This is a genomic window from Stenotrophomonas sp. S49, from assembly GCF_016624905.1.
Taxonomy (GTDB): domain Bacteria; phylum Pseudomonadota; class Gammaproteobacteria; order Xanthomonadales; family Xanthomonadaceae; genus Stenotrophomonas.
The window spans coordinates 65,629-88,507 of sequence record NZ_JACVUD010000003.1; the positions used below are offsets into that span (position 1 = coordinate 65,629).

The following is a 22,879-nucleotide window of genomic DNA, read 5'->3' on the forward strand; positions in this document are numbered from 1 at the left end:
ACTCCCGTGCCCGCCGATCAGCTACTCCGCGTGCGGCGTAACCAGTGCTAACGTACTGGCCGGCCGGCCAGTCGGCCACCTTCCCATCAACAGCCAGAATGGACGCACCCATGTCATTGCCAGCCTTGGAAGCCGACGTCGTGCGTCGTTTGATCGACCGACTGTCACATGACGATCTCTTTCGCGCTCAGTTCGTGCGGGATCCGGGTGGTGCGCTGGTACAGGTAGGGTTTAATGCAGCACGCAACCCAGACGACTGGAAGGCCCTGAGCATGTGCTTCCTCGTTGGCGAGCTTGCGCCGAAGGAATCCATTCTTGCGGCCAGAGACGAGATCCATGCGTTGCTGACGTCTGCAATCAACCAGATCGTTCCTGCACTGGATGCGAACCCTGGACGCGCGCCCGTCCTGAAGCCGTGGTCGTCCCGGACACGAGCCGCCTGATTGTCGCGCAGGAAGCGCGACATACCGGTACGGTGAAGTCAGTCGACCCGTTGCCAGACCGACTGACGCGGATCCAGCTCGGCAGTCTGCATGGACGGTCCGCGCCAACCAAATCCGGATACGGCCAACACCCCCTGGCGGGTGCTGTCCAGGCCCAGTGCCTGCTCGATGCTGCGCTCATTGATCGCACCGGTAATGAACGCGGCCGCGCCACACTCCGTGGCCGCCAGATACAGCATCTGCGAAAGATGCCCGGCCTCCAGCGCAACCACGCGGTAGCCCTTGGCATGACGCCGGTACTTCCAGAACGTGCGGTCGAAATCGGCGACGGTCAGTACCAGGCAGTGCGCATCCGCGAACCAGTGTTGCTGGGCCACGCATTGCATCGAGAATGCATGCAGATCACCCCCCGGCGCGGGCAGCGGCATCAGTTGGTTGCGGATCCCGTGGTAGCGGTACAGCCCTGCGGGAATGCCTTCCACGTTCTGCACCACCAGATACGCGTGGCAAGGGTGAAGACCGCCACCGGAAGGACTGTTGCGCTTCTCGAATGACAGCTCATCGCTGACATCCACAACGGCCTGCGCGCCAAACGTGCGGTGCAGCACCTGGGTGAACACCTCCAGGGTCAAGGGACGCGCGCTGTCGAAATTGCGGCAGGTAGCCCGTCGAGCCAGCAGATCATCCAGTGCTGTCCGTTCCGGCGCTGGCAGATCGATGGTCGACCCAGCGGGTTCTACTGCCTGGTGAATGGGTGGCGGGCCCAACACATCCAGCATGCCCGTTGCCGTGCCCACACCGGCGTCCTCGGTGTTCTTTACCGCATCGACGCCCTCCCAGCGGGTGAATGCATGCATCACGGCATTGAGCGGGTGCCAGTAGCTCTGGCGTATGGCCTCATCGCGCTGCCGATGCTCGATCAGGGTTGCATCCAAGCACTGCCGGGTGATCACAAGCCCTCGTTCTACCAGACCACGCAGCAACGGCTCATCCAGCGCGTGCTCGGTCCATTGCACCGGACTCAGTGTACCGAGCAGTTCCCGTTCCGCGGCCGAGACCATGGTGGGTTCTGCCAGGTGCGGCGCCAGCGCAACCCAGTGCTGCTCGCGCAGCAAGCCATTGCCGCCAGCCAGCAAGCCCTCCAGGGCGAAGCGCACAACCTCGCGCGGCTCGAAGAAGAGGATTTCACAACGACGGATCTGATCAACAGGTGGCATGGACAAGAGCGAGGCGCAATCAATCCCCTTCTTTACCATTGCCTGCGGTCGGTGACTATACTGCCGGCCAACTTCGAACAAGGAATGGTGACATGGCCCTACCCTCGCTGGACATTGGCGTTGCACGTCGCTTGGTCGATCTGCTGGCCACCGATGACACGTTCCGCGCGCAGTTCTCTGCAAACCCGGGTGAAGCCCTGCTGGCAGTCGGATTCGATGCGCAGCGCCAGCCGGCTGAGTGGGAGGTGCTGCGCGTTTGCTTCGCTGTGCGCGAGCTGGCGTCGAAGGAAGTGATCGCCGCCGCACGCGATGAGATCAACCTGATGCTGACCTCCGGTATGGCCCAGTTGGTACCGGCTCTGGATGCCGGTCTGGGAGGCGTCCACGTTCTGAGGCAGCCCGCACCGGGTCCCAAGGCCCGGGCTGCCTGATTCCGCACCAATGGGCCGGTGCCCGATGGACAGCGCGTCGCCGGGCGTCCAGGTCGGAAGCGGGTTGGCGCCAAGCATTTCGCGCCGTATGTAACCCCACCCGGACTTGAGGTGGGCGATACCCGTCCCCATCCCGGTTTCCCATCTGCTCGTGCGGCGGCGCGGTTGATCGATCAGAGTGGGGACTTATGTTCATTCCAGATCTGCTACAGCGGCTCGGAATCGTTGGTCGCTCGAGTCTGCGCCCGCCACCTCAAGCCACACCTGATGACCGATTGGTTTCGAGGCCGTCATGTGTTATCTCCTCTGGTGAGTGCGAGGTACAGCAACGTCGAATGTCCGCGCCGTCAATGTTGATCCCATCCGTGTGACGACCACCCCAAATTCAGTCCACAAAGCAGGAAATTCCAATGACTCATAAGCGCCCCTTGACCGCCACCAGTGCAGTCCAATTGCTTGACCTTCTCTGCGCTGACGACACGTTCCGGACCCACTTTGCTGCGGATCCGACTGCTGCTCTCGCCGAGTACGGCCTGTAGAACATGACTGTCCCAGGCGCTTGCGCACTGCCGGGTGAGCTGGCATCAAAGGAAGAATTTCTTGCGATGCGCCTGCAACTGCAGCAAGCCGTATCCCAGCGGGCTATTTTCAGCTTGCCACACTACTTCGAAGCTCGCCGAGGCCAGGCGTTGCTGGCCAACGTGGATCCGACACAAGCCGCCTGAATGGCGGAATCAGTGTCTCTGCCTTTCGCTTCCAAGTTGCGACAACAACGCAGCAGCACCAGGCGCGTGGGTACTGCCCAGTAGTCTTCGCTCCTGGGAGGAACTCACTGAAGTCCACGAACAATAAGCAGCCGTTACTAACTGCTACTCGGTCGCCATGAGTCCTCACTCGCTCCGTGCTGGAAACACTCAGAGGCGGTCAGTGCGTCGGACATTCGGAGTTCCGATGCACAAAGAAAGGGGCCGGCAATGCCGGCCCCTTTCTTTGTGTCACTGCGTCTTGTTGTACCAGACGTCCTGGCGGGTATCAGGACCAGCATTTTCATTCGCTCCAGATCCGCGCCAGCGGGTCGAACTCACTGGTGGCCTGACTCTGCGCACGCCACCCCAAGCCGCACATCATTATGGGACTTGACTCGATGCCATCCAACCCCAGCAACTCCTCCAAATCGATCTCATTGATGCCTGCAGTGACATAAGCCGCCAAGCCAAGCTCAGTGGCCGAGAGCATCCACTGCTGCGAAAGATGACCTGCATCAAGCAAGACAGCACGATAGGCCTTGGAATGGTTCCGATATTTCCAGAAGCTGCGCGAGAATCGAGCGACCTGCACGATATGCACTGACGCATCGACGAACCAGTACTGGCCGGACAAATAGCCGAGGACGGATTCACGAAGGCCTTCTCTATGGCTGGCGATTTCGCGCAATGAGTGCTCCACAGAATGATAGTGATACACTCCAGCCGCCAGACCTTCTACATCCAGTGAGATCACGTAGGTCTCCAATGGATGCAAACCACCTCCGGAAGGTATGTTCTTCTTCAGGAATTCAATCCCCGGACCTGGCCGAACCACCGCATGAGCCTTCATAGTCCGCTTCATCACCTGCGATAGCATTGGCAATGGCAATGCCCTGCTGCTATCGAAATTTCGGCAGGTAACGCGCAAACGCAGCAGTTCATCGCGCGCATCGGAGATCGTATCTGGCAGCCGGATGGCCGATGCGTCAGGCGCTGCTACCGAAGGTGGCGGTGGTCCAAACTTCATCAGAAGATCATCTGCGGTCACCAACTTGCTTTCGTGCATCTCCTTCGCGCTGTCGACGCCAGCCCAGCGCCCCATCCGATGAGCCAGTGCAGCCAACGGCCACCAGTTGGTTGACCGAACGTCTTCATCGCGCCCCTTGTGAGATTCCCACGCTGGATCGTCACTAATCAATATCCCGAGTTCGACCAGTCGCATCATTTGGCTCTGATCCACGTGCACCTCAGTCACATCCACCCAGCGATCGGGCTCGAATTGGCCCAGAAGAATCAATTCTTCAGACGAGATATCAATCGGCGCGTCGAGATGGCCAGGCAGTGCATACCACTGCATTGTGGTCGCCAAACCAGCGCCTCCACTCATCAATAGCGGCATATCCAATGACAGTTCTGCCTTGGATTCGAACATGATGATGGAGCAACGGCGAACCTTCATATGAGAGTCCAATTAGCTCATGCGGAAATGCAGACAGTATGGAGCTCCTCGACTACTAGTTCCATGACCCTTGGCCCCACACAAAGCAGTGCCGCGAGGAGGACTCCACTGCAGATCAACAGTGCAAAGAGCGAGTCGAGCGATGGCTTGATCGCCTAGTCCGCTTCCGGCGCCCCTTTCCAGATGTGACCGGCAGGATCAAGTTCCGTTGTTTCCATCGTGGAGGCACGCCAACCGAATCCGCAGACCGCCAGCACCCCTTCTCGCATGGGGTCCAATGAAAAGGCACGCTCGATTGCCTTCTCGTTGATTGCCGCTGTGATGAAGGCCCCCAGCCCCGCGTCTGTGGCGGCCAGATAGAGGGTCTGCGACAGGTGGCCGGCTTCCAGAGCAACAACCCTGTAGCTCTTGGCATGCTGGCGGTACTTCCAGAACGTACGGTCGAAGCGTGGCGCCAGCGCGATCAGCACATGAGCATCGGCGAACCAATGTTGCTGGCCGAGCACTCCCATCACGAACTGCCGATCAACGGTGATGTCCGTTGCTATCGGTTCCAGATGGTGGGTGTCGCCACGATAGTGGTACAGGCCTGGAGGCAAGCCTTCGACATTCTGGACGATCAGATAGGCCTCAACCGGGTGCAGTCCCCCACCCGACGGCACATTCTTCTTCAGGAACACCAGATCGTCGCTGACACGCTGTTCTCCGGTACTGCCAAACACACGCTGCAGCATGCGCGACAGGGTCTGCAGCGGAAGAAGACGCCCTGCATCAAAGTTTCGGCAGGTGGTTCGTCGCGCCAATAGCCCGTCGAATGCATCCGGTTCAGCGCGGGGAAGGCGGATAGCTCCGGTCAAGCATCGCGATATGGTGGTGGACGGCGGTGCGCCCAGGGTCTGTCGCATTTGTATCGCGGTCTCGGTTCGCGACTCACGCATGTTACTGACGGCATCAACACCATCCCAGCGCGAGAACGCATGCATCACGGCCGCAAGCGGGTGCCAATAGGTCGCGCGCAGCGCCTCGTCGGCACGACCCACCGCATTTTCAGGCTGGTCCTGCAGGAAAGCCAGGCCCGCTTGCACAAGTTCGCGCGCAACCGATGCATCTTCGCTGTCGTCATCGAGGGACTGCCATGCGTTCGGGCTCAGCTGTCCGAGCCAGTGCTGCTGCGCGCGACTGATTTCGACCGGCTCTGGCAAGTGCGGCGCCAGCGCGAACCAGGCGCGCGAACGGCGGAGGCCGTCCCCTCCACGAATCAGGTCTTCGAAATGGAACGTCGTCGTCTCCCGCGGTTCCATCATGACGATTGCGCAACGCCGGATCTGCATGGACTTCCCTGTTGGACACATCTGCCTTGTTATCGAACAGAACCGTCATTCCTTGATGGCCGTCTCAAATTCCTCAAGAAAGTCTTAAGGAGGCCGTCACTATGGAGGAGCTCCTCCTCACTCGAGATCCAACATGCCTTCCCTGAAGCTTGAACCTGCTGTCGCTTCTCATCTCGTCAACCTGCTCGCCACCGATGACCATTTCCGGGCTCGCTTCACCGCATCGCCGGAAGCGGCACTACTGGAAGCTGGCCATGTTCCGGCAGATCCGGCGGAACTGACCCAATTCGTCAACGAGTGCTGCTGCAACATCCACTTGGCAGACAAGAATGTCATCGTGCACGCGCTGCCGGAGATCGTCGGCATGCTCACTTCAGGCACTGCCTTCAACGTGCCTATGCTTGAGAATGGCTACAACGGCTCAGCGCCGCGCACGCTTCGCTGAGCGACGTCAACCAGAAGAAGGGGAGGCCGCAGCCCTCGGAAGCTGCGGCTTTTCAATGTCTTTGGCACGTTGAGCATCCCGCACGTCGAGGATGTTCAGACCCTGCAGACAGAACGCGCACTCAATCTCAGCGTAAGCCAGCCCAGGCCGGGCCCGTAACCAGCTCAGCTGCTGCTGCGCCAAGGTATCGAGCCGTGCCGCGCGCGCCGCGTGCAACGCGGCAACTCGAGTCTGCACTCGTGAACTCTTTCCCATGAAAGGATCAAGCACCTTCAGCGCCTCCAGCGGCTTGTTCTGATGGCGCAGATCTTCTGCGGCGATCACTGCATTGAACTCATGCACGACCAAGCTGTCCGGACGATTCCTCACTGCTGCAATGCGCGACTGCACGCGGTGAGCAATTGAGGTGTTTCCCAGCCTCAGAGCGACCAGAGCAGCAGCCTGCGCTGTCACGATGCGATCAATGACTTCTACCGCCGGCTGACCATCGATGCCGTCAAACGCGAGGCGACAGACTTCTTCCAGCAATGGGATCGCGCGCTGGCCTTTGCCCTCCTTGAGGTAGCTGACTGCCAGCGGGAGGTGGTACATGCTTCGTTCGAGTCCAGCCTTTTGCTGGCTTCGTTCCAAGCCGCGCGCTGCGGCGGCCAATGCGGCGCCGGTGTCACCCTGATCCAGGGCGACCGATGTGCGGGAGATATCGGCGTGGTAGTTGCCCGCATCGACTCGGTCCAGCAACTGGGTTGCCTTGCGGAAGTCGCCCCGCGCTGCAGCGACGGTGGCCTGCCGAGTCAGCGCCCCCTGCCACCCTCCGGCGGCCGCCAGTGCGAGCGCTCGGTCCGCCTCTTCGTAGCGACCAAGCCCGAGAAGGATGCGGCCGTACTGGTCCTGGCCAACTGCAAGCAGGTCGACCTGACTGGTTGCCACCCGCTGGGCCAAAGGCAAGGCGTCCTGCAGTCGGTTCTCGTTGTACAAGTTCATCGCAGCGTTGTTGCTGGCCGGCAGGTAATCCGGGTACATCTCTGCCATGCGCAACCACGAATCTGTTGCACGGTCTGGATCATTGATCTGCAACATCCAAGCACGAACGTAGAACGTTTCGCGGGCAGGCAGGTGGACCGTCCGTTCCGCGGCTTTTGCGAGCGCAGCGCCTGCTGAAGCAAAATCAGGAGTGGCGAAATGGCTGCGACTCTGACCCAGCCACGCAAGTGCGAACTGCGGATCAATGTCAGTTGCCTGGCGGTAGAATGCCAACGCCCCCTTGTAGTCGCCACGGACATAGCGCTTCTGCCCAAGGGCGAACGCACGCAATGCATCCATGCTGCCGGTGGTTACTTCAGGCAGGGCATGACTGTCGCGCTGGATCAGCGTCGCTTCTTCGCCCAGTGTGTCGCGCAGCTTTCGCGACACGTCATCCACTGCCGCCAGTACTGCACCCGGACGGGCATCAGCAGACACTACGGTAAGTGTTCGGAGGGTCGACGGCTCAACCACTTCTACGCTGAAGCGCGTACGCCCGCCCACATCGGTGGCTGATGGTACGAACAGCAGCCGAGCCCCGGCACGCATCGCTACGGCGGCGGCATCGCTGCGCTCGCGCACGCCGCCTTCCAGCGGCTTACGCATCATCTCCAACGTCCGTACGATGCGGTCATCACTGACGATATTGACGTAGCGCGACTGCTCCAGACTGATCCGGAACGCTTGGTCCAGCGCATCATCCAGCATTGGATTGCTGGTCAGGTTGCGCAGCCCAGCGAGCACCACCCAATCGCGCTCCGCGAACGCGATGGCCGGCTGCGGACGGGTCAGGAACCAGCCTCCGACCAGCAGGGCGGCAACCACTCCCACCTGCGCCGTCATCACCAGCGGCTGCCGCCAGAGCGGTATGTCCCGCGTTGCCTTTCCACTTTGCTGCGGGCGGCCCGGCGCCACCGCAGTCGGGTCCTGCAGGCCGAACACTTCCATCGACTGCGCCACGCCCTTGAAGCGCCAGCGCCCGTACGACTTCCACTTGAGGCCCTGCCCGGCGTCGCCCAGTTCGTGCACGGCGCGGCGCGCCATCGACTCGGCAGCGGCCGACAGCAGCAATTGCCCGGGGCGTGCCAGCTGCATCAGGCGCGCGGCCATGGGCTTGGCCAACCCTTCCACTTCCACCGGCTTTGCACCCAGGGCGATCGACTCGGCGCTGTTGTTCCACAACAGCACTTCGCCCACGTGCAGGCCCATGCGCGCGCGCAGCAGGATGGAGCGCTTGCCGCCCAGCGCCTGCAACCCGCGCTGGTAATCCAGGGCGAAGCCCAGCGCATCCACCGGCCGCTCGAACAGCATGAACAACCCGTCGGAGCGATCGATCTGCTGGCCGTTCCAGCGCTGCTGCAGGGCCATCACCAGGCGGTCGTGGTCCTGGAACAATTCGGCGGCGGCGGTATCGCCCATCCGCTCCACCAGCTGGGTGGAATCGCACAGATCAGTGAACAGCAGTGCCCGCAGTTGCGTGGTGTGCGGGGTCGACGTTCCGGTGTCGCCGTTCATCACCTGGGTCTCCGCTCATTGTCCGTCCGGGCCGTGGGCCCATCGCAGGCAGTTTCCGCCGGCGCGCTTGGCTTCGTACAGCGCCCGATCGGCACCGGCATACCACTCGCTCCAGTCAGCCTCAGGTACCAGCAGGCTGACGCCAATGCTGGCCAGGCTGACGTGCGGGGTGCCGTGGCCGCGTTCCAGCAGGCCGTGCACAGCGCTGAGGATGAACTCGGCGGCGTGCTGGGCGGCCTCGCGGTCGGCGCGGCGCAGGATCAGGCAGAACTCATCGCCGCCCAGGCGGCAGGCCAGATCGTGCTCGCCGGCCATCGAACGCAGGATGTTGCCCATGCTCTGCAGCACGCGGTCGCCGGCCTGGTGGCCATGGCGGTCGTTGATCTGCTTGAAGTGGTCGCAGTCGATCAGCAGCAACGCCTGCGGCGGGCCGTCGGGGTGCGCGCGCGATTCCTTCAGGTACAGGGTCAGGCCGCGGCGGTTGTGCAGTCCGGTCAGTTCATCGGTACGCACCAGCTCGCGGGTATGGGTGAGCTGGTGGGTGGTGATGTACAGGTTGTCCAGCGCGGTTTCCAGGTCGTGGTTGCGCCGCCGCAGCTGGCTGATCAGGGCCTGTTCGTTGGCCAGCACGCGCATGATCGTGCGGCGCAGGAACTGCGCCACCAGGCCGGGGTCGGCATCGACCAGGCGCTGGAAGGCATCCGGGCCCAGTTCCAGCACCGTGCAGTCGGTCATCGCGTGGGCGCCGGCGCTGCGGGCGTGGTTGCCCATCAGCAGGCCCAGCTCGCCGAAGAACTCGTGGCGGCCCAGGGTCTTCACCAGCAGGTCCTCGCCGAAGTCCAGTTCAATCTGGCCTTCCAGGATGACGTACATGCTCTGCCCCGGGTGCCCGCGCAGGAACAACCACTGGCCGGCCGACAGCGGGCGCGGCTGGGCAAACTGCGCGAACAGGGCCACTTCAGCGTCGGAAAGCACGGCATGCGTCATCCCGGCCATCGCCGCTGTGGCGATACCGGATGTCATGTCTGATGTCTCGGCTGAACCCCTGCCGGTCATTCCTTGCCGCCAGCGTCCCCTGGTGAGCAGCGGAGCATAGCACCGCTTGAAACTGTGCGCCGCTTCTCATTTTGCGTCAAATCGCCGCAGATCCCGGTGGGTTACCCCGCGCAGCGCCTATTCAGCTGACGGAGTGCTCAGTTCGCTTACAACAACGCCGGCAGGTCCCCCGACCTGCCGGCGTCGTCTGGCCCTTCCCTGGCCACCCTGATCGGGGGTCGTAGGCCCGTAGAGTCGAGCTTGCTCGACTGCTCCTCGGCCCCGGCCGGATCGCGCCAGTCGAGCAAGCTCGACGGGGCCGGCCGGATTCGGCTCAGGCCGCGCGTTCGCTGCGCCCGCCGTGGAACTGTTCTTCCTCGGTCGAGCCGGTCAGCGCGGTGGTCGAGGACTGCCCCTGCTGGATCGCCTGGGTCACTGCATCGAAATACCCAGTGCCCACTTCGCGCTGGTGCTTCACGGCGGTGAAGCCACGCTCGGCGGCTTCGAACTCGGCCTCCTGCAGTTCCACGAAGGCGCTCATCTGGCGGCGCGCGTAGCCGTGGGCCAGATTGAACATGCCGTAGTTCAGCGCGTGGAAGCCGGCCAGGGTGATGAACTGGAACTTGTAGCCATAGCTGCCCAGTTCGCGCTGGAACTTGGCGATGGTCGCGTCATCCAGGTTCTTCTTCCAGTTGAAGCTGGGCGAGCAGTTGTAGGCCAGCAGCTTGCCGGGGAACTTCGCGTGGATCGCTTCCGCGAATTTCCGCGCGAATTCCAGGTCCGGCTTGCCGGTCTCGCACCACACCAGATCCGCATAGGGGGCATAGGCCAGGCCGCGGCTGATGGCCTGGTCCAGACCGTTGCGGGTCTTGTAGAAGCCTTCCACGGTGCGCTCGCCGGTGGTGAACGGGCGGTCGTTGGCATCGATGTCGCTAGTCAGCAGATCGGCCGCTTCGGCATCGGTGCGCGCCACCAGCAGGGTCGGCACGCCCAGCACGTCGGCGGCCAGGCGCGCGGCGTTGAGCTTCTCGATCGCCTCGCGGGTCGGCACCAGCACCTTGCCGCCCATGTGCCCGCACTTCTTCACCGACGCCAGCTGGTCTTCGAAGTGCACACCGGCCGCACCGGCTTCAATCATCGCCTTCATCAGCTCGAAGGCATTGAGCACGCCGCCGAAACCGGCCTCGGCGTCGGCCACGATGGGCTGCAGGAAATCGATCTCGTCCTTGCCTTCGGCATGGTGAAGCTGGTCGGCGCGCAGCAGGGTGTTGTTGATGCGCTTGACCACCGCCGGCACCGAATCGGCCGGGTACAGCGACTGGTCCGGGTACATCTGCCCGGCCAGATTGGCATCGGCGGCCACCTGCCAGCCCGACAGATAGATCGCCTTCAGCCCGGCCTTGACCTGCTGCATGGCCTGGTTGCCGGTCAGCGCGCCCAGCGCATTGACGAACTCACGCTCGTGCAGCGACGCCCACAGCTTTTCCGCGCCCAGCCGGGCCAGCGAATGTTCGATGTGGACCGTGCCGCGCAGGCGCACCACATCGGCGGCGCTGTAGTTGCGCTGGATGCCTTCCCAGCGCGGGTGGGTGTCCCAGTCGTGCTGGATCTGTTCGGCAGTGGGCAGCGTGCTCATGTCTTTCTCCAGTTCGGTTCTTGCAGCGGGTGCAGCGGGGAAGGAAGCGGCGTGGGACGGCGCGCAGCGGTCAGTCGATGCGCGCGTAGGCCGGCAGGGTCAGGAAATCGGTCAGCTCGTTGCTGCGGCTCAGTTCGCCCAGCAGGGTGATGGCTTCGGCAATGCGGTTGCCGCCGGGCAGCGCGCTGGTGTCGCCCAGTCGTGCCGGCAGCTGCGCCAGGGTGGTGTCGAGCAGGCCCAGGTCGATGGCGGTGCCATCGTCCAGCTGCTGCCCCGGCGTGTGCAGCCACTGCCACAGCTGGCTGCGGCTGATCTCGGCGGTGGCCGCGTCTTCCATCAGGTGATGGATCGGCACGCAGCCGTTGCCGTCCAGCCAGGCGGCCAGGTAGCGCACGCAGACTTCCACGTTGCCCTCGTAACCGGCGCGGGTGATGCTGCCCGGCGGCCGTGCGATCAGTTCATCACGGCCCACGCGCACGTCCTGGCGCAGCACGCTGTGCTGGTTCGGGCCCGGCATGTGTTCGTCGAAGATTGCCTGCGCCACCGGAATCAGCGCCGGGTGCGCGACCCAGGTGCCATCGTGGCCGGCGCTGACTTCGCGCAGCTTGTCGGCGCGCACGCGGGCCATGGCCTGCTCGTTGGCCGCGGCATCGTGGTTGATCGGAATCTGTGCGGCCATGCCACCCATCGCATGCGCACCGCGGCGGTGGCAGGTCTGGATCAGCAGTTCCGAATAGGCCTTCAGGAACGGCTGGGTCATGGTCACCTGGCCACGCTCGGGCAGCACCCGGTCGGCGTGGCGGCGGAAGGTCTTCAGGTACGAAAAGATGTAATCCCAGCGGCCGCAGTTCAGGCCGACGATACGGTCACGCAGCGCGTGCAGGATCTCGTCCATCTCGAACACGGCCGGCAGCGTTTCGATCAGCACAGTCACCTTGATCTGCCCGTGCGGCAGGCCCAGCATCCCTTCAATGTGCGACAGCGCGGTTTCCCACAGCGCGGCCTCTTCCATGCTCTGCAGCTTGGGCAGGTAGAAGTACGGGCCGCGATCCTTGGCCTGCAGCGCGCGGGCGTTGTGGAAGGCGAACACGGCCGCGTCGAACAGGCCACCGGCCAGCGGCTGGCCGTCCACGGCCACGTGCTTTTCGTCCAGGTGCCAGCCGCGCGGGCGCACGATCAGCACCGCCTGTTCCTCAAAGGGGCGCAGGGTGTAGTGCTTGCCGTTGGCGGCAGTGAATTGCAGATCGCCGCGCACGGCGGCGGCCAGCGACTGCTGCCCGGCCAGCAGGTTGCGCCAGGTGGGCGAGGTGGAATCCTCGAAGTCGGCCATGAACACCTTGGCGCCGGAGTTCAGCGCGTTGATGACCATCTTCGGGTCGGTCGGGCCGGTGATCTCGACGCGGCGGTCCTGCAGCGCGGCCGGCAGCGGGGCCACGGTCCAGTCGCCGCTGCGGATCGCGGCGGTGTCGGTGCGGAAATCCGGCAGGCCGCCCTGGTCGAAGAACGCCTGGCGCTCGCGACGGGCCTGCAGCCGTGCCTGCCGACCCGGTTCCACCGCGCGGTGCAGCGACACCAGCAGGGCCAGCAGCGGCGCCGGCAGCACGGTGTCCTGGCCGGCCACGCGGGTCGCCAGGGCGATGCCGGGGGTGGCCTTGGCCGGGGTGGAGGGAACGGCGGAAGCGACGGCGGACATGGGGCAACTCCAGCGGTGGGGGAACGCCCCCAAAGTGCCGCTGCGCCCCACTATTTGGCAAAACAGTTTTTGCAATGCTTTACATAAAACGTGCTAATACTTGTGACGCCATGCCCACACGCAGCCCGCCAAGTCCTCGTTTTTCCTACAAATCCGACCGGCTGAAGCCGCTGCGCGCGTTCTGCCAGACGGTGCGCCTGGGCTCGGTCTCATGGGCAGCTGAGGCGCTGTTCGTCAGCCAGCCGGCCATCAGCCTGCAGTTGCAGGCGCTGGAACGCGAGCTGGGGGTGCCGCTGTTCGAGCGCAGCGGGCGGCGCCTGGTGCCCAGCCGCGAAGGCCAGCTGCTGTACGAAATGGCGCAGCCGCTGGTGGAAAGCCTGGACGGGCTGGAGGCGCGCTTCCGCGACAAGGTGCGCGGGATGGACGCGGGCGAACTGAACATCGCCGCCAACAGTTCCACCATCCTGTACCTGCTGCCGAAGATCGTCGAACGCTTCCGCCAGCACCATCCCGACGTGCGCCTGACCCTGCACAACGCGATCAGCGCCGACGGCACCGACCTGCTGCGCGAGGATGCGGCCGACCTGGCCATCGGTTCGATGACCGACGTGCCGGCCGACCTGACCTATGCCCCGGCCTACCGCTTCGAGCAGGTGCTGATTGCCCCGCACGACCATCCGCTGGCCAGCGGCGGCGAGCTGGAACTGGCCGACATCGCGCGCTACCCCTTGGTGCTGCCACCGAAGCGGCAGATCACCTACCGGCTGGTGGACCAGGTGTTCCAGCGCCACCGCATTGCGTACACGGTGGCGCTGGAAGTGGGCGGTTGGGAGGTGATCAAGCAGTACGTGGCGATGGGCATGGGCATTTCCATCGTGCCGGCGCTGTGCCTGCACGAAAGCGACGGCGAGCGGCTGGCGGCGCGGTCGATGAAACGCTGGTTCCCCGAGCGCAGCTACGGGGTGATCGTGCGCCGGGGCAAGGCGCTGTCGCCGCAGGCGCGGGCGTTCATCGATCTGGTGCAGCCGGAGTTGTTCAGCCCGCGCGATTACGACCAGAGCGGGCATTCCGAGCGGTAGGGTCTGCTCTTGGTAGGTGTCGACCTTGGTCGACACGGTAGATCCCGCCATGCGTGGATGCGCTTGACCTACCGGGGGTCAGAGCCCACCGCTGCGCGACGGGGTCTGACCCCATGTATAGACTGGGCCAATGTCCATCGAACTCCGCCACCTGCGTTACTTCCTGGCCGTAGCCGATACGCTGCACTTTGGCCAGGCGGCCGAGCGGCTGGGCATGTCGCAGCCGCCGCTCAGCCAGCAGATCCGGCAGCTGGAAGAACTGATCGGGGCACGTCTGTTCGTGCGCAGCCATCGCCGGGTGCAGCTCACCCCTGCTGGCGAGCTGCTGCAGGAGCGCGCGCGGGCCATCGTGCTGCAGGTGGAAAGTGCGGTGGAGGAAGTGCAGCGCGCGCAGCGTGGCGAGCAGGGGGAACTGCATATCGGCCTGACCCGGGCCACGCCGCTGTCGCCGCAGATTCCGCGTTCGATCCTGCATTACCGCCAGCAGTACCCGCAGGTGCGGCTGCAGCTGAGTGAGATGAACACCCTGCAGCAGATCGATGCGCTGCTGGGCGGCAGCCTGGACGTGGGCATCATCCGCAAGCGCACCTTGCCGCCGGAGCTGGTGGCGCACAGCCTGTTCGTCGATCCGTTGGCGCTGATCGTGCATGCCGACCACCCTGCCCTGCGCCGGTTGTCGGCCAGCGGCGCGCTGTCGCTGCGCGATTTCGCCCAGGTACCCTTCGTGGCGTTCCGCCGCAGCGCCGGTGCCGGTATCCACGACCACATGATCGCGCTGTGCGCGGCGGCGGGGTTCACCCCGCGCATCGTGCAGGAAGCGGGCGAAGCATCCACCCTGATCAGCCTGGCCGCCGCGGGCCTGGGGGCGGCGATCCTGCCGGCGTCGTGCGATCACATCCGCGTGGAAGGCGCGCGCTTCGTGGCGCTGGCCGACGCCGGCGCGCATTCGGAAGTACAGCTGGCGTGGCGCCGCGAAGGGGTGACGCCGTTGATCCGCAATTTTGCCGGCTTGCTGCGTGGCGCATTCGCGGCGGAATGACCGCGTCGCGCATCCCCCGCCGGGCATGGCCCGGCGCTACCGCCGCGCCACGTTCAGCGGAATGACCGCGTCGCGCGCATCGCCCGGCGCCGCACGTGCACCGATAGCGCCGGGCCATGCCCGGCGACGGTTCAGGCGGTCACCGGCTGTGGGGCGCGCTGCTGCAGCGCCCAGATGATGCCGCCGCCGAGCAGGGTCAACACGCCGGTAAACAGGCACACGCCCAGCCAATCCCACGCGGCGTAGGCCAGCCCGCCCACGGCGCCCAGCACGCTGCTGCCCAGGTAGTAGGCGAACAGGTACAGCGCCGAGGCTTCGGCACGCATCGAACCGGCGCGGCTGCCGACCCAGCTGCTGGCCACCGAGTGCCCACCGAAGAAACCGAAGGTGACCAGCGCGATGCCCAGCGCCATGGTGGCCAGCCACGGCAGCATCAGCAGCACGATGCCGGCGCCGATCAGGCCGAAAGAAATGGTCAGGATGCGGCCCCGCCCATGCCGCATCGCCAGCTGGCCCATCCACGCCGAGCTGAAGGTCCCCACCAGGTAGACGCTGAAGATCAGCCCGACCACGGTCTGGCTGAGGTGGTACGGCGGCGCCAGCAGGTGGTAGCCCAGGTAGTTGTAGAGGGTGACGAACACGCCCATCAGCACGAACGAGGTGGCGAACAGCCACGGCAGGCCCGGGTCGGCAAACAGGGTGCGCCAGCGCGAAGGCAACTGGCGCAGGCCACCGCGACGGGCCTGGAAGTGCCGCGACGGCGGCAGCTGCAGCCACAGCAGCACGGTGCTGGCCACCGCAATGATCGACACCGCGCCGATGCCCCAGCGCCAGCCCCAGTGGTCGGCGATGATCCCGGCCAGCAGGCGCCCGCTCATGCCGCCAATGGCATTGCCGCCGATGTACAGGCCCATGGCCAGGCCCAGCGCGCGGCTGTCCATCTCCTCCACCAGGTAGGTCATGGCCACCGCCGGCACGCCGCTCAGGGCCAGGCCCAGCAGGGTGCGCAGCACCAGCATCGTGGTCCAGTCGTCCACCAGCGCAGTGCACAGCGACAGCAGCGCCGAGGCCATCAGCGCTGCGATCATCAACGGCCGGCGGCCCACCGCATCGGACAGCAGGCCGGCCAGCAGCATCGCCACCGCCAGCGTGCCGGTACTCAGCGACAGCGACATCGCGCTGCCGGCGGCCGACACGCCGAAGTGGCGGCTGAAATCGGGCAGCAGCGGCTGCACCGTGTACAGCAGGCCGAAGGTGGAGAAGCCGGCCAGGAACAGCGCCACCGCGGTACGGCGGAACGCCGGGGTGCCCTGCTGGATGCGGGTGTCAGTGCCGGAATCGAGGGTACGGGGGCGGGCGCTGTCGGCCGCCGCGGTTTCACCAGTCATGGAATCGGGTGGCCGTGGGGGCAGCCATGGTGGGGATCAGCGGCCAGCGTAGGCCGCCTGATCCAGTCGATCCATAACCTGATAGGTCAGGATTGATATGTGAAACGTATCAATTCAGCTTACAGGCGCTGCCACTCGAAGCCGTCGCCGCGGCGGTAGTACACCGACACCGCACGCCCGTAGAGGGCATCGGCATCGACGAAACCGAAGAAGCGGCCGTCGAAGCTGTTGCCGCGGTGGTCGCCCAGCACCAGCACTTTGCCGGCCGGCACCTGCAGGTCGGCGATGTCCGGGCCACCGCCCATGTCCAGGTCCAGCTGCGCCTGGCGCGGGCCGAAGGCTTCGGTATCGGTCAGGCCGGCGATCTGCAGCGGCTGGCCGTTGATGGTCAGATGGCCGCCGTGCAGCTGCACATGGTCACCGGCCACGGCCACCACGCGCTTGATCAGGCGGGTGCCGTCGGCCGGCGAATCGAACACGGCCACTTCGCCACGCTGCGGGGTGCCGGTGGCCAGCAGTTGCTGGTGGGTGAACGGCAGGCGCAGGCCGTAGGCGCGCATGTCCACCACCACGCGGTCGCCGGGCTGCAGGGTGGGCTGCATCGAGCCGCTGGGCACCACGTAGTGGTTGGCCAGGGTATCGCGGGCGGCGGCCAGCAGGCCCAGCATCACCAGCAGCGGCAGGGCTTCTTTCTTCAGCCAGACCAGTGCGCGTTGGGAAAAGGGAGGGCGGGCGACAGCATCCATGACAGGCTCCGGGTGGGTGGTAGGTGGATCAGACCACAAGGCGGCGGGGGAGGTTCCCGGGTACGGCCAGTCGAGCATGGCTCGACTCTACATAATGAAAAACGGCGGGGTTGCGCCCGCCGTTTTCGCTCTCTTATTTCAGCCCGCGGAACTTCAGCAGCGGTTCCACCGACGGGTCCTTGCCGCGGAAATCGCGGTACAGGGTCGACAGTTCCACGCTGTTGCCGCGCGAGAGGATCTTGTCGCGGAACTCCTGGCCGTTGGCCGCGGTCAGGCCACCGTGCTCGGTAAACCACTGGAACGCGTCGTGGTCCAGCACTTCGGCCCAGAAGTAGGCGTAGTAGCCGGCCGAATAGCCGCCGCCCCAGATGTGGTCGAAGTAGGTGGTGCGGTAGCGCGGCGGCACCTGCGGCAGGTCCACCTTGAACTTCTTCAGCGCGCTGGCTTCGAAGGCGCCCACATCCTGCAGCGGGGCATCGGCCTTCTGGGTGTGCCAGGCCAGGTCCAGCAGCGCCGCCGACAGGTATTCGGTGGTGGCATAGCCCTGGTTGAAGCTGCGTGCCTTCAGGATCTTGTCCACCAGTTCCTGCGGCATCGGTTCGCCGGTCTTGTAGTTCTTGGCGTAGTTGGCGAACACCTTCGGGTCCAGCGCCCAGTGTTCGTTGAACTGCGAGGGGAACTCGACGAAATCGCGCGAGGTGGCGGTGCCGGCGATCGACGGGTACTTCACGTTGGAGAACATGCCGTGCAGCGCGTGGCCGAACTCGTGGAACAGCGTGGTGACGTCGTCGAAGCTGAGCAGCGCCGGCTGGCCTACGGCCGGCTTGGTGAAGTTGCAGACGTTGTAGACCACCGGCTTGGCACCGGTCAGGCCGTCCTGTTCAACGAACACGTCCATCCAGGCGCCGCCGGACTTGGTGTCACGCTTGAAGTAGTCGGTGTAGAACAGGGCCAGCGAGGTGCCGTCCTTGTCGAACACTTCGTACACCTTCATGTCCGGGTTGTAGGTCGGAATATCGGTGCGCGGCTTGAAGGTGATGCCGTACAGCTGGGTGGCGGCGTAGAAGACGCCGTTCTGCAGCACGTTGTCCAGTTCGAAGTACGGCTTGATCTGCGATTCGTCCAGATCGTACTTGGCCTTGCGCACCTGTTCGGCGTAGAAGTCCCAATCCGAAGCGGCCAGCTTGAAGCCGCCGTTCTGCGCGTCGATCACCTTCTGGATGTCGGCCGCTTCCTCGCGCGCCTTGGCGGTGGCCGCCGGCACGGTGTCGGTCAGCAGCTTCAGCGCCGCGGCCGGGGTCTTGGCCATCTGGTCGCCCAGGTTGTAATCGGCGTAGGTGTCAAAGCCCAGCAGCTTGGCCTTCTGCGCACGCAGCTGGGCCAGGCGCTGCACGGTCTGCCGGGTGTCGTTGGCATCGCCCCGTTCGGCGCGGGTTTCCGAAGCCTTCAGCACAGCGGCGCGCTGGTCGCGATCGCTCAGCGAACCCAGCACCGGCTGCTGCGTGGTGTTCTGCAGCGGCAGCAGGAACTTGCCGTCCAGCTTGCGGGCGCTGGCGTCGGTGGCCGCGGTGTTGATCGCGTTCTCGTCCAGACCGGCCAGCTTGGCCTTGTCGTCCACCACAACGGCGGCGGCGGCGGTGGCCGCGACCAGGCGGGTGTGGAACTGGGTGGACAGCGTGGTCTCTTCCACGTTCAGCTTGCGCAGGCTGGCCTTGTCGGCGTCGGACAGCTGGGCGCCAGCGCGCACCAGACCGTCGTAGTAATGCTCGACTAGGCGCTTCTGCACCGGGTCCAGCTCCAGCGTGTCGCGCTGGTCGTACAGCGACTTCACGCGCGCGAACAGCTTCGGATCAAGGTTGATCTCGTCCTGGTGCGCGGCCAGCTTCGGTGCGATTTCTTCCTGGATCTTCTGGCGTGCGTCGGTGCCATCGGCCTGGACCAGGCCGAAGAAGATGCGCGACACGCGGGTGAGGGTTTCACCACTGCGCTCCATCGCCACCAGGGTGTTGTCGAAGGTGGCCGGCTCGGGGTTGTCGGCGATCTTGCGCACGTCGGCCAGGTGTTGGCGCATGCCTTCTTCGAAGGCCGGCAGGTAGTCGCTGTCCTTGATCTTGTCGAACTGCGGCGCCTGGAACGGCAGCGTGCTGGCGCTCAGCAGCGGGTTGGTGGAGGCATCGGCCGGCTGCTGGGCCGGGGTCTGCTGGGCTTCGGACACGGGGGTGGACTCCTTGCCGGAACAGGCCGCCAGCGCCAGGCTGATGGCGGCGGCCAGGACTACGGTACGCGACATGTAGAACGCTCCTTGGGCGGGCGGTAGGGAATGACAGCCCTCCACCCTACTCCTGTCGCGGCCGCCCGGCATGTGCCGGACGTGGCGTGTATGCGGCCGCTGCGGGGCGTTTCAGACCGTGCCGCGGGTCTTGCCCATCCACGGGCGGTAGAACTCACGGATGGCCGCCATGTCGGCGGCATCATCGCCGGTGGGGGTGAACAGCGGGCCGATGCCGATGGTCTTTTCCGGGTAGTGGAAGTACGCCGCCAGGACCGGCACGTCGGCCATCCGCGCGATCTTCAGGAAACCGGCCTTCCAGTCCTTCACCGCCTTGCGGGTGCCTTCGGGGGTGATGGCGAACCACATTTTTTCGTTGTTGCGCAGCAGGTCCACGGCCTGGCCGACCGTGCCCTGCGGCGCACTGCGGTCCAGCGGGATCACCCCCAGACGGTGCAGCAGCGGGCCCAGCGGCCACCAGAACAGCGAGGCCTTGCCCAGCACCTTCACCTTCATGCCCAGCGCGATCTTGGCCGCCATGCCCCACAGCCCGTCCCAGTTGGACGAATGCGGGGCGATGATGAAGACCAGGCGCGGAATGTCCGGCAACGTGCCGGTCACCTTCCAGCCGCCCAGGCGCAGGGTGCAGCGCGCCAGCCAGCGCAGGAAGGCGTTGGGTTTGACCTGCGGCATGTTCGGCGGCACGGCCGGCAGCAACGGCGTCGGGTTGTTCAAGCAATCACTCCCAGTCACGTGATGAGCGCCCGCGCTTGATCTGCGCGCGCCCGCGTTTGGCGTCCAGACGACGCAGTTTCGAGCCCAGGGACGGCTTGGTGGCCTTGCGCGGCTTGGGCACGTTCAGCCCGGCCTGGATGAAAGCCGCCAGCCGCTCGCGCGCATCCTCGCGATTGCGATCCTGGGTGCGGAACCGTTGCGCATCGATGACAAGCACGCCTTCGCCGGTCATGCGCCGGTCGCGGCGCGCCAGCAGGCGCTCGCGCAGCGGCTCGGGCAACGAGGGCGAGCCGGCCACATCGAAACGCAGTTCCACCGCGGTGGAGACCTTGTTGACGTTCTGCCCGCCGGCACCGCTGGCACGCACGAACCGCTCGACGATCTCGCCGTCGGGGATTTCAAGCTGCGCGCTGATGGTGACCGGTCCACTTCCCATGCGCGCATTGTAGCGGCACCGGCGCCGCCGTGGCCGCCATCGCGCGCCGTATGCCGCCGATCAGGTACCGAACACGCCGCCTTCGCCTGCCCAGCAGGTATGCTGGGCCTTCCATGTACCGCAGGAAGCTTCGCATGACCCGCCTTGTTCCCACCCTGCCCGCGCGCCTGTGCCGCGTTGCCCTGCTGCTGGCCCTGGCCGCGTGCAGCAGCCCGGTCTGGGCCGCGCCGCCGACCGACAGCGACATCAACCGCCTGCTGGCCGCCTCGCGCGCGCAGACCATGCTCGACGCGGCGCTTCCGCAGATCGAGGCGATGCAGCAGCAGCAGTTCCAGCAGGCCACCGCGCAGCGCCAACTGACCGCCCAGCAGCAGGAACAGCTGCAGCGCATCCAGGCGCGCACCAACCAGACCCTGCGCCAGGCGCTGTCGTGGCAGCAGCTGCGCCCGATGTATGTCGATCTCTACAAGAAGACCTTCAGCAAGGAAGACGTGCTGGCCATGGCCGAGTTCTACGAGAGCCCGGCCGGCCAGAGCCTGCTGGACAAGACCCCGGCGCTGATGCAGAACGTGATGGTGGCCATCCAGACCCGCATGCAGCCGTTGATCACCGATCTGCAGAAAGACCTGGAAGCGATCGTGAACGAGCCGGAAAAGAAATAACCCCGTCAGGGTCGGATCCCTTTCCCAACGGGAAAGGGCTCTGACCCCGGCGCGACCGTCATTCCACCTGCCAGCCGAACAGGTCCAGCGCCTTCTGGAAATCGGCATCCACCGGCGCGCGCACATCCAGCATGCCGCCATCGGGGTGGGGGAAACGCAGGCGCTCGGCGTGCAGCAGCATGCGGTGCACGCCCTGCATGCGGAAGTTGCGGTTGTGGCGGCCGTCACCGTGGCTGGTATCGCCAATCAGGTGGTGCGACAGGTGCTTCAGGTGCCGGCGGATCTGCCGGAAGCGACCGGTCAGCGGCTGGCAGCGCAGCAGCGCATAGCGCGAACTGGCGAATTCGCCCACGGGCACGCAGAGTTCGCCGGTGGCCAGGCGCTGGAAATCGGTCACCGCCGGCTTCTTCACCGGCTTGCCAGGCCCGCCATCCAGATCGTGGTCCACCTGCCAAGTCTCCTCGGCCGGCCAGCCGCGGCAGATGGCCAGGTAATCCTTGCTCACTTCACCGCCCATCAGCGCCTTGCCCAGCGCACTGGCGGTATCGCGGTCGAAGGCCAGCAGCAGGCAGCCGCTGGTGGCGCGGTCCAGGCGATGGACCAGGAAGATCGGGCGACCCAGCTGCTCGCGCAGGCGGTCGGCCAGGAAATCATCTTCGCCGCGGGCCAGCTTGCTGTCATGGACCATCAGCCCGGCCGGCTTGTTGACCACGGCCAGCCGTTCATCCAGATGCAGCAGCTGCAGGGGGGCGGTTTCGGGGGCGGTTTCGGTATCGGTACTCACCGCCGGATTATACGGGGGCGCTCGCGTGGGGTCGGAGCCCTTTTCCTGCGGAAAAGGGTTCTGACCCCATACAACGGCGGCAAGAGCCATCAGCCGTTGCGCACCGCCAGCAGTTCACCATTGCCCACCGGCACCAGGCTGGTACTGAAATCCGCATCCGCATCCAGCAACGCGCGCAGCGGCTGCATCTGTGCGGCGTGCGAGGTGGCGTTGTCCACCACCAGCAGGCCGCCGGGGCGCAGCACGCGGCGCAGCTGCGGCCACCAGCCGGCGTACTGTTCGCGGTCCGAATCAAGGAACAGCAGGTCCACGCTGGCGTCGTCCGCCGCGGCCAGCCAGACCCCCGCATCGCCCTGCACCAGGGTGATGCGCCCGCCCAGCCCGCTGCGAGCGAAGTTCGCGCGCGCCATCGCCACCTTGTCGGCAGCGTATTCCAGCGTGGTCACCTGACCATCGATCGCCGCTGCAGCCTCGGCCAGCCACAGCGTGGAATAGCCGTTGGAGGTGCCGATTTCCAGCACGCGCCGGGCCTGGCCGAAACGCACCAGCACCGACAGCAGTTCTCCGGTGTCGGCGGTGATGTTCAGCATGCGCCGGCCCCGTTCGCTTTCGCGCGCATCGTTGTCGGCGCCGTGGCGCGCCAGTTCGTCCTTCAGTGCTGCCAGATCCATGTCTCGTCCTGCAGGGCGTGCCGCATTCGGCACGTTCGGATGATTGTCACGCGAACGCCGCCGCCGTAGCGACTGGCGCAACCCACGCGGTTTCCACCA

At 65.3% G+C, this 22,879-nt stretch carries 20 protein-coding genes; 6 read left to right on the plus strand and 14 right to left on the minus strand.

Translation table 11 applies throughout. The features are described from left to right. Positions 1-110 precede the first annotated feature (110 nt). A complete protein-coding gene (locus IAE58_RS01365; RefSeq protein WP_199932521.1) occupies positions 111-443 on the plus strand; it encodes an NHLP-related RiPP peptide in 333 nt (110 codons plus the stop codon). A gap of 38 nt (positions 444-481) precedes the next feature. Here IAE58_RS01365 and IAE58_RS01370 read toward each other — a convergent pair whose 3' ends face one another. Continuing rightward, positions 482-1,660: a putative peptide maturation dehydrogenase gene (locus IAE58_RS01370; RefSeq protein WP_199932520.1), complete on the minus strand. Its 1,179-nt coding sequence runs from the start codon at positions 1,658-1,660 to the stop codon at positions 482-484. Between the two features lie 92 nt (positions 1,661-1,752). Between IAE58_RS01370 and IAE58_RS01375 the strand changes: the two genes are divergently transcribed. Continuing rightward, positions 1,753-2,091, plus strand: coding sequence for an NHLP-related RiPP peptide (locus tag IAE58_RS01375; RefSeq protein WP_199932519.1), 339 nt, complete (start codon positions 1,753-1,755; stop codon positions 2,089-2,091). 1,047 nt (positions 2,092-3,138) lie between these two features. Here the strand turns inward: IAE58_RS01375 and IAE58_RS01385 are convergent. Next, on the minus strand, positions 3,139-4,296 hold the full coding sequence (locus IAE58_RS01385; RefSeq protein WP_199932517.1) for a putative peptide maturation dehydrogenase: 1,158 nt from the start codon (positions 4,294-4,296) through the stop codon (positions 3,139-3,141). Between the two features lie 155 nt (positions 4,297-4,451). Beyond that, positions 4,452-5,627, minus strand: a complete 1,176-nt coding sequence (locus tag IAE58_RS01390) for a putative peptide maturation dehydrogenase (protein ID WP_199932516.1) — start codon at positions 5,625-5,627, stop codon at positions 4,452-4,454. 133 nt (positions 5,628-5,760) lie between these two features. On the opposite strand from IAE58_RS01390, the gene IAE58_RS01395 reads away from it, so the two are divergent. Then, positions 5,761-6,072: an NHLP-related RiPP peptide gene (locus IAE58_RS01395; RefSeq protein WP_199932515.1), complete on the plus strand. Its 312-nt coding sequence runs from the start codon at positions 5,761-5,763 to the stop codon at positions 6,070-6,072. A 6-nt stretch (positions 6,073-6,078) separates the two neighbouring features. On the opposite strand, the gene IAE58_RS01400 is transcribed toward IAE58_RS01395, so the two are convergent. From IAE58_RS01400 to aceB, 4 genes are all read right to left on the minus strand, one after another. After that, positions 6,079-8,607, minus strand: coding sequence for a putative peptide modification system cyclase (locus IAE58_RS01400; protein ID WP_199932514.1), 2,529 nt, complete (start codon positions 8,605-8,607; stop codon positions 6,079-6,081). A gap of 15 nt (positions 8,608-8,622) precedes the next feature. Beyond that, on the minus strand, positions 8,623-9,663 hold the full coding sequence (locus IAE58_RS01405; RefSeq protein ID WP_199932513.1) for a GGDEF domain-containing protein: 1,041 nt from the start codon (positions 9,661-9,663) through the stop codon (positions 8,623-8,625). A 313-nt stretch (positions 9,664-9,976) separates the two neighbouring features. After that, positions 9,977-11,278, minus strand: a complete 1,302-nt coding sequence (gene aceA, locus IAE58_RS01410) for an isocitrate lyase (protein WP_108748104.1) — start codon at positions 11,276-11,278, stop codon at positions 9,977-9,979. Between the two features lie 70 nt (positions 11,279-11,348). Next, entirely contained in the window at positions 11,349-12,971 is a 1,623-nt protein-coding gene (gene aceB, locus IAE58_RS01415) for a malate synthase A (RefSeq protein ID WP_199932512.1), read from the minus strand. A gap of 110 nt (positions 12,972-13,081) precedes the next feature. Between aceB and IAE58_RS01420 the strand changes: the two genes are divergently transcribed. Together IAE58_RS01420 and IAE58_RS01425 are read left to right on the plus strand one after the other, a co-directional pair. Then, positions 13,082-14,050 (plus strand): LysR family transcriptional regulator, encoded by a 969-nt coding sequence (locus IAE58_RS01420; protein WP_199932511.1) that lies wholly within the window; start codon positions 13,082-13,084, stop codon positions 14,048-14,050. A 130-nt stretch (positions 14,051-14,180) separates the two neighbouring features. After that, positions 14,181-15,089, plus strand: coding sequence for a LysR family transcriptional regulator (locus IAE58_RS01425; protein ID WP_199932510.1), 909 nt, complete (start codon positions 14,181-14,183; stop codon positions 15,087-15,089). Positions 15,090-15,220: 131 nt separating this feature from the next. Here the strand turns inward: IAE58_RS01425 and IAE58_RS01430 are convergent, their stop codons facing one another. The 5 genes from IAE58_RS01430 to arfB all read right to left on the minus strand — a co-directional run bounded on the left by IAE58_RS01430 (position 15,221) and on the right by arfB (position 20,663). After that, positions 15,221-16,477, minus strand: a complete 1,257-nt coding sequence (locus IAE58_RS01430; RefSeq protein WP_199933855.1) for an MFS transporter — start codon at positions 16,475-16,477, stop codon at positions 15,221-15,223. Between the two features lie 119 nt (positions 16,478-16,596). After that, positions 16,597-17,223: a signal peptidase I gene (gene lepB / locus IAE58_RS01435; RefSeq protein ID WP_199933854.1), complete on the minus strand. Its 627-nt coding sequence runs from the start codon at positions 17,221-17,223 to the stop codon at positions 16,597-16,599. Between the two features lie 133 nt (positions 17,224-17,356). After that, positions 17,357-19,513, minus strand: coding sequence for a peptidyl-dipeptidase Dcp (dcp, locus tag IAE58_RS01440; protein ID WP_199933853.1), 2,157 nt, complete (start codon positions 19,511-19,513; stop codon positions 17,357-17,359). A gap of 111 nt (positions 19,514-19,624) precedes the next feature. Then, positions 19,625-20,185, minus strand: a complete 561-nt coding sequence (locus IAE58_RS01445; protein WP_233614934.1) for a lysophospholipid acyltransferase family protein — start codon at positions 20,183-20,185, stop codon at positions 19,625-19,627. A gap of 46 nt (positions 20,186-20,231) precedes the next feature. Next, positions 20,232-20,663, minus strand: coding sequence for an alternative ribosome rescue aminoacyl-tRNA hydrolase ArfB (arfB, locus tag IAE58_RS01450; RefSeq protein WP_108748096.1), 432 nt, complete (start codon positions 20,661-20,663; stop codon positions 20,232-20,234). Between the two features lie 134 nt (positions 20,664-20,797). On the opposite strand from arfB, the gene IAE58_RS01455 reads away from it, so the two are divergent. Beyond that, positions 20,798-21,325: a DUF2059 domain-containing protein gene (locus IAE58_RS01455; protein ID WP_199933852.1), complete on the plus strand. Its 528-nt coding sequence runs from the start codon at positions 20,798-20,800 to the stop codon at positions 21,323-21,325. Positions 21,326-21,383: 58 nt separating this feature from the next. Here the strand turns inward: IAE58_RS01455 and IAE58_RS01460 are convergent, their stop codons facing one another. Together IAE58_RS01460 and IAE58_RS01465 are read right to left on the minus strand one after the other, a co-directional pair. Next, positions 21,384-22,109 (minus strand): pseudouridine synthase, encoded by a 726-nt coding sequence (locus IAE58_RS01460; protein WP_199933851.1) that lies wholly within the window; start codon positions 22,107-22,109, stop codon positions 21,384-21,386. An 89-nt stretch (positions 22,110-22,198) separates the two neighbouring features. Continuing rightward, positions 22,199-22,780, minus strand: a complete 582-nt coding sequence (locus tag IAE58_RS01465; RefSeq protein WP_199933850.1) for a class I SAM-dependent methyltransferase — start codon at positions 22,778-22,780, stop codon at positions 22,199-22,201. Positions 22,781-22,879 lie beyond the last annotated feature (99 nt).

Coding starts and splice junctions, on each gene's coding strand:
- aceB (WP_199932512.1), bottom strand. CDS start 12,971: ATGTCCGCCGTCGCTTCCGCCGTTCCCTCCACCCCGGCCAAGGCCACC.
- IAE58_RS01395 (WP_199932515.1), top strand. CDS start 5,761: ATGCCTTCCCTGAAGCTTGAACCTGCTGTCGCTTCTCATCTCGTCAAC.
- IAE58_RS01390 (WP_199932516.1), bottom strand. CDS start 5,627: ATGCAGATCCGGCGTTGCGCAATCGTCATGATGGAACCGCGGGAGACG.
- IAE58_RS01455 (WP_199933852.1), top strand. CDS start 20,798: ATGACCCGCCTTGTTCCCACCCTGCCCGCGCGCCTGTGCCGCGTTGCC.
- IAE58_RS01420 (WP_199932511.1), top strand. CDS start 13,082: ATGCCCACACGCAGCCCGCCAAGTCCTCGTTTTTCCTACAAATCCGAC.
- IAE58_RS01425 (WP_199932510.1), top strand. CDS start 14,181: ATGTCCATCGAACTCCGCCACCTGCGTTACTTCCTGGCCGTAGCCGAT.
- IAE58_RS01445 (WP_233614934.1), bottom strand. CDS start 20,185: ATGCCGCAGGTCAAACCCAACGCCTTCCTGCGCTGGCTGGCGCGCTGC.
- arfB (WP_108748096.1), bottom strand. CDS start 20,663: ATGGGAAGTGGACCGGTCACCATCAGCGCGCAGCTTGAAATCCCCGAC.
- IAE58_RS01430 (WP_199933855.1), bottom strand. CDS start 16,477: ATGACTGGTGAAACCGCGGCGGCCGACAGCGCCCGCCCCCGTACCCTC.
- lepB (WP_199933854.1), bottom strand. CDS start 17,223: ATGGATGCTGTCGCCCGCCCTCCCTTTTCCCAACGCGCACTGGTCTGG.
- IAE58_RS01400 (WP_199932514.1), bottom strand. CDS start 8,607: ATGAACGGCGACACCGGAACGTCGACCCCGCACACCACGCAACTGCGG.
- aceA (WP_108748104.1), bottom strand. CDS start 11,278: ATGAGCACGCTGCCCACTGCCGAACAGATCCAGCACGACTGGGACACC.
- IAE58_RS01365 (WP_199932521.1), top strand. CDS start 111: ATGTCATTGCCAGCCTTGGAAGCCGACGTCGTGCGTCGTTTGATCGAC.
- IAE58_RS01370 (WP_199932520.1), bottom strand. CDS start 1,660: ATGCCACCTGTTGATCAGATCCGTCGTTGTGAAATCCTCTTCTTCGAG.
- dcp (WP_199933853.1), bottom strand. CDS start 19,513: ATGTCGCGTACCGTAGTCCTGGCCGCCGCCATCAGCCTGGCGCTGGCG.
- IAE58_RS01375 (WP_199932519.1), top strand. CDS start 1,753: ATGGCCCTACCCTCGCTGGACATTGGCGTTGCACGTCGCTTGGTCGAT.
- IAE58_RS01385 (WP_199932517.1), bottom strand. CDS start 4,296: ATGAAGGTTCGCCGTTGCTCCATCATCATGTTCGAATCCAAGGCAGAA.
- IAE58_RS01465 (WP_199933850.1), bottom strand. CDS start 22,780: ATGGATCTGGCAGCACTGAAGGACGAACTGGCGCGCCACGGCGCCGAC.
- IAE58_RS01405 (WP_199932513.1), bottom strand. CDS start 9,663: ATGACCGGCAGGGGTTCAGCCGAGACATCAGACATGACATCCGGTATC.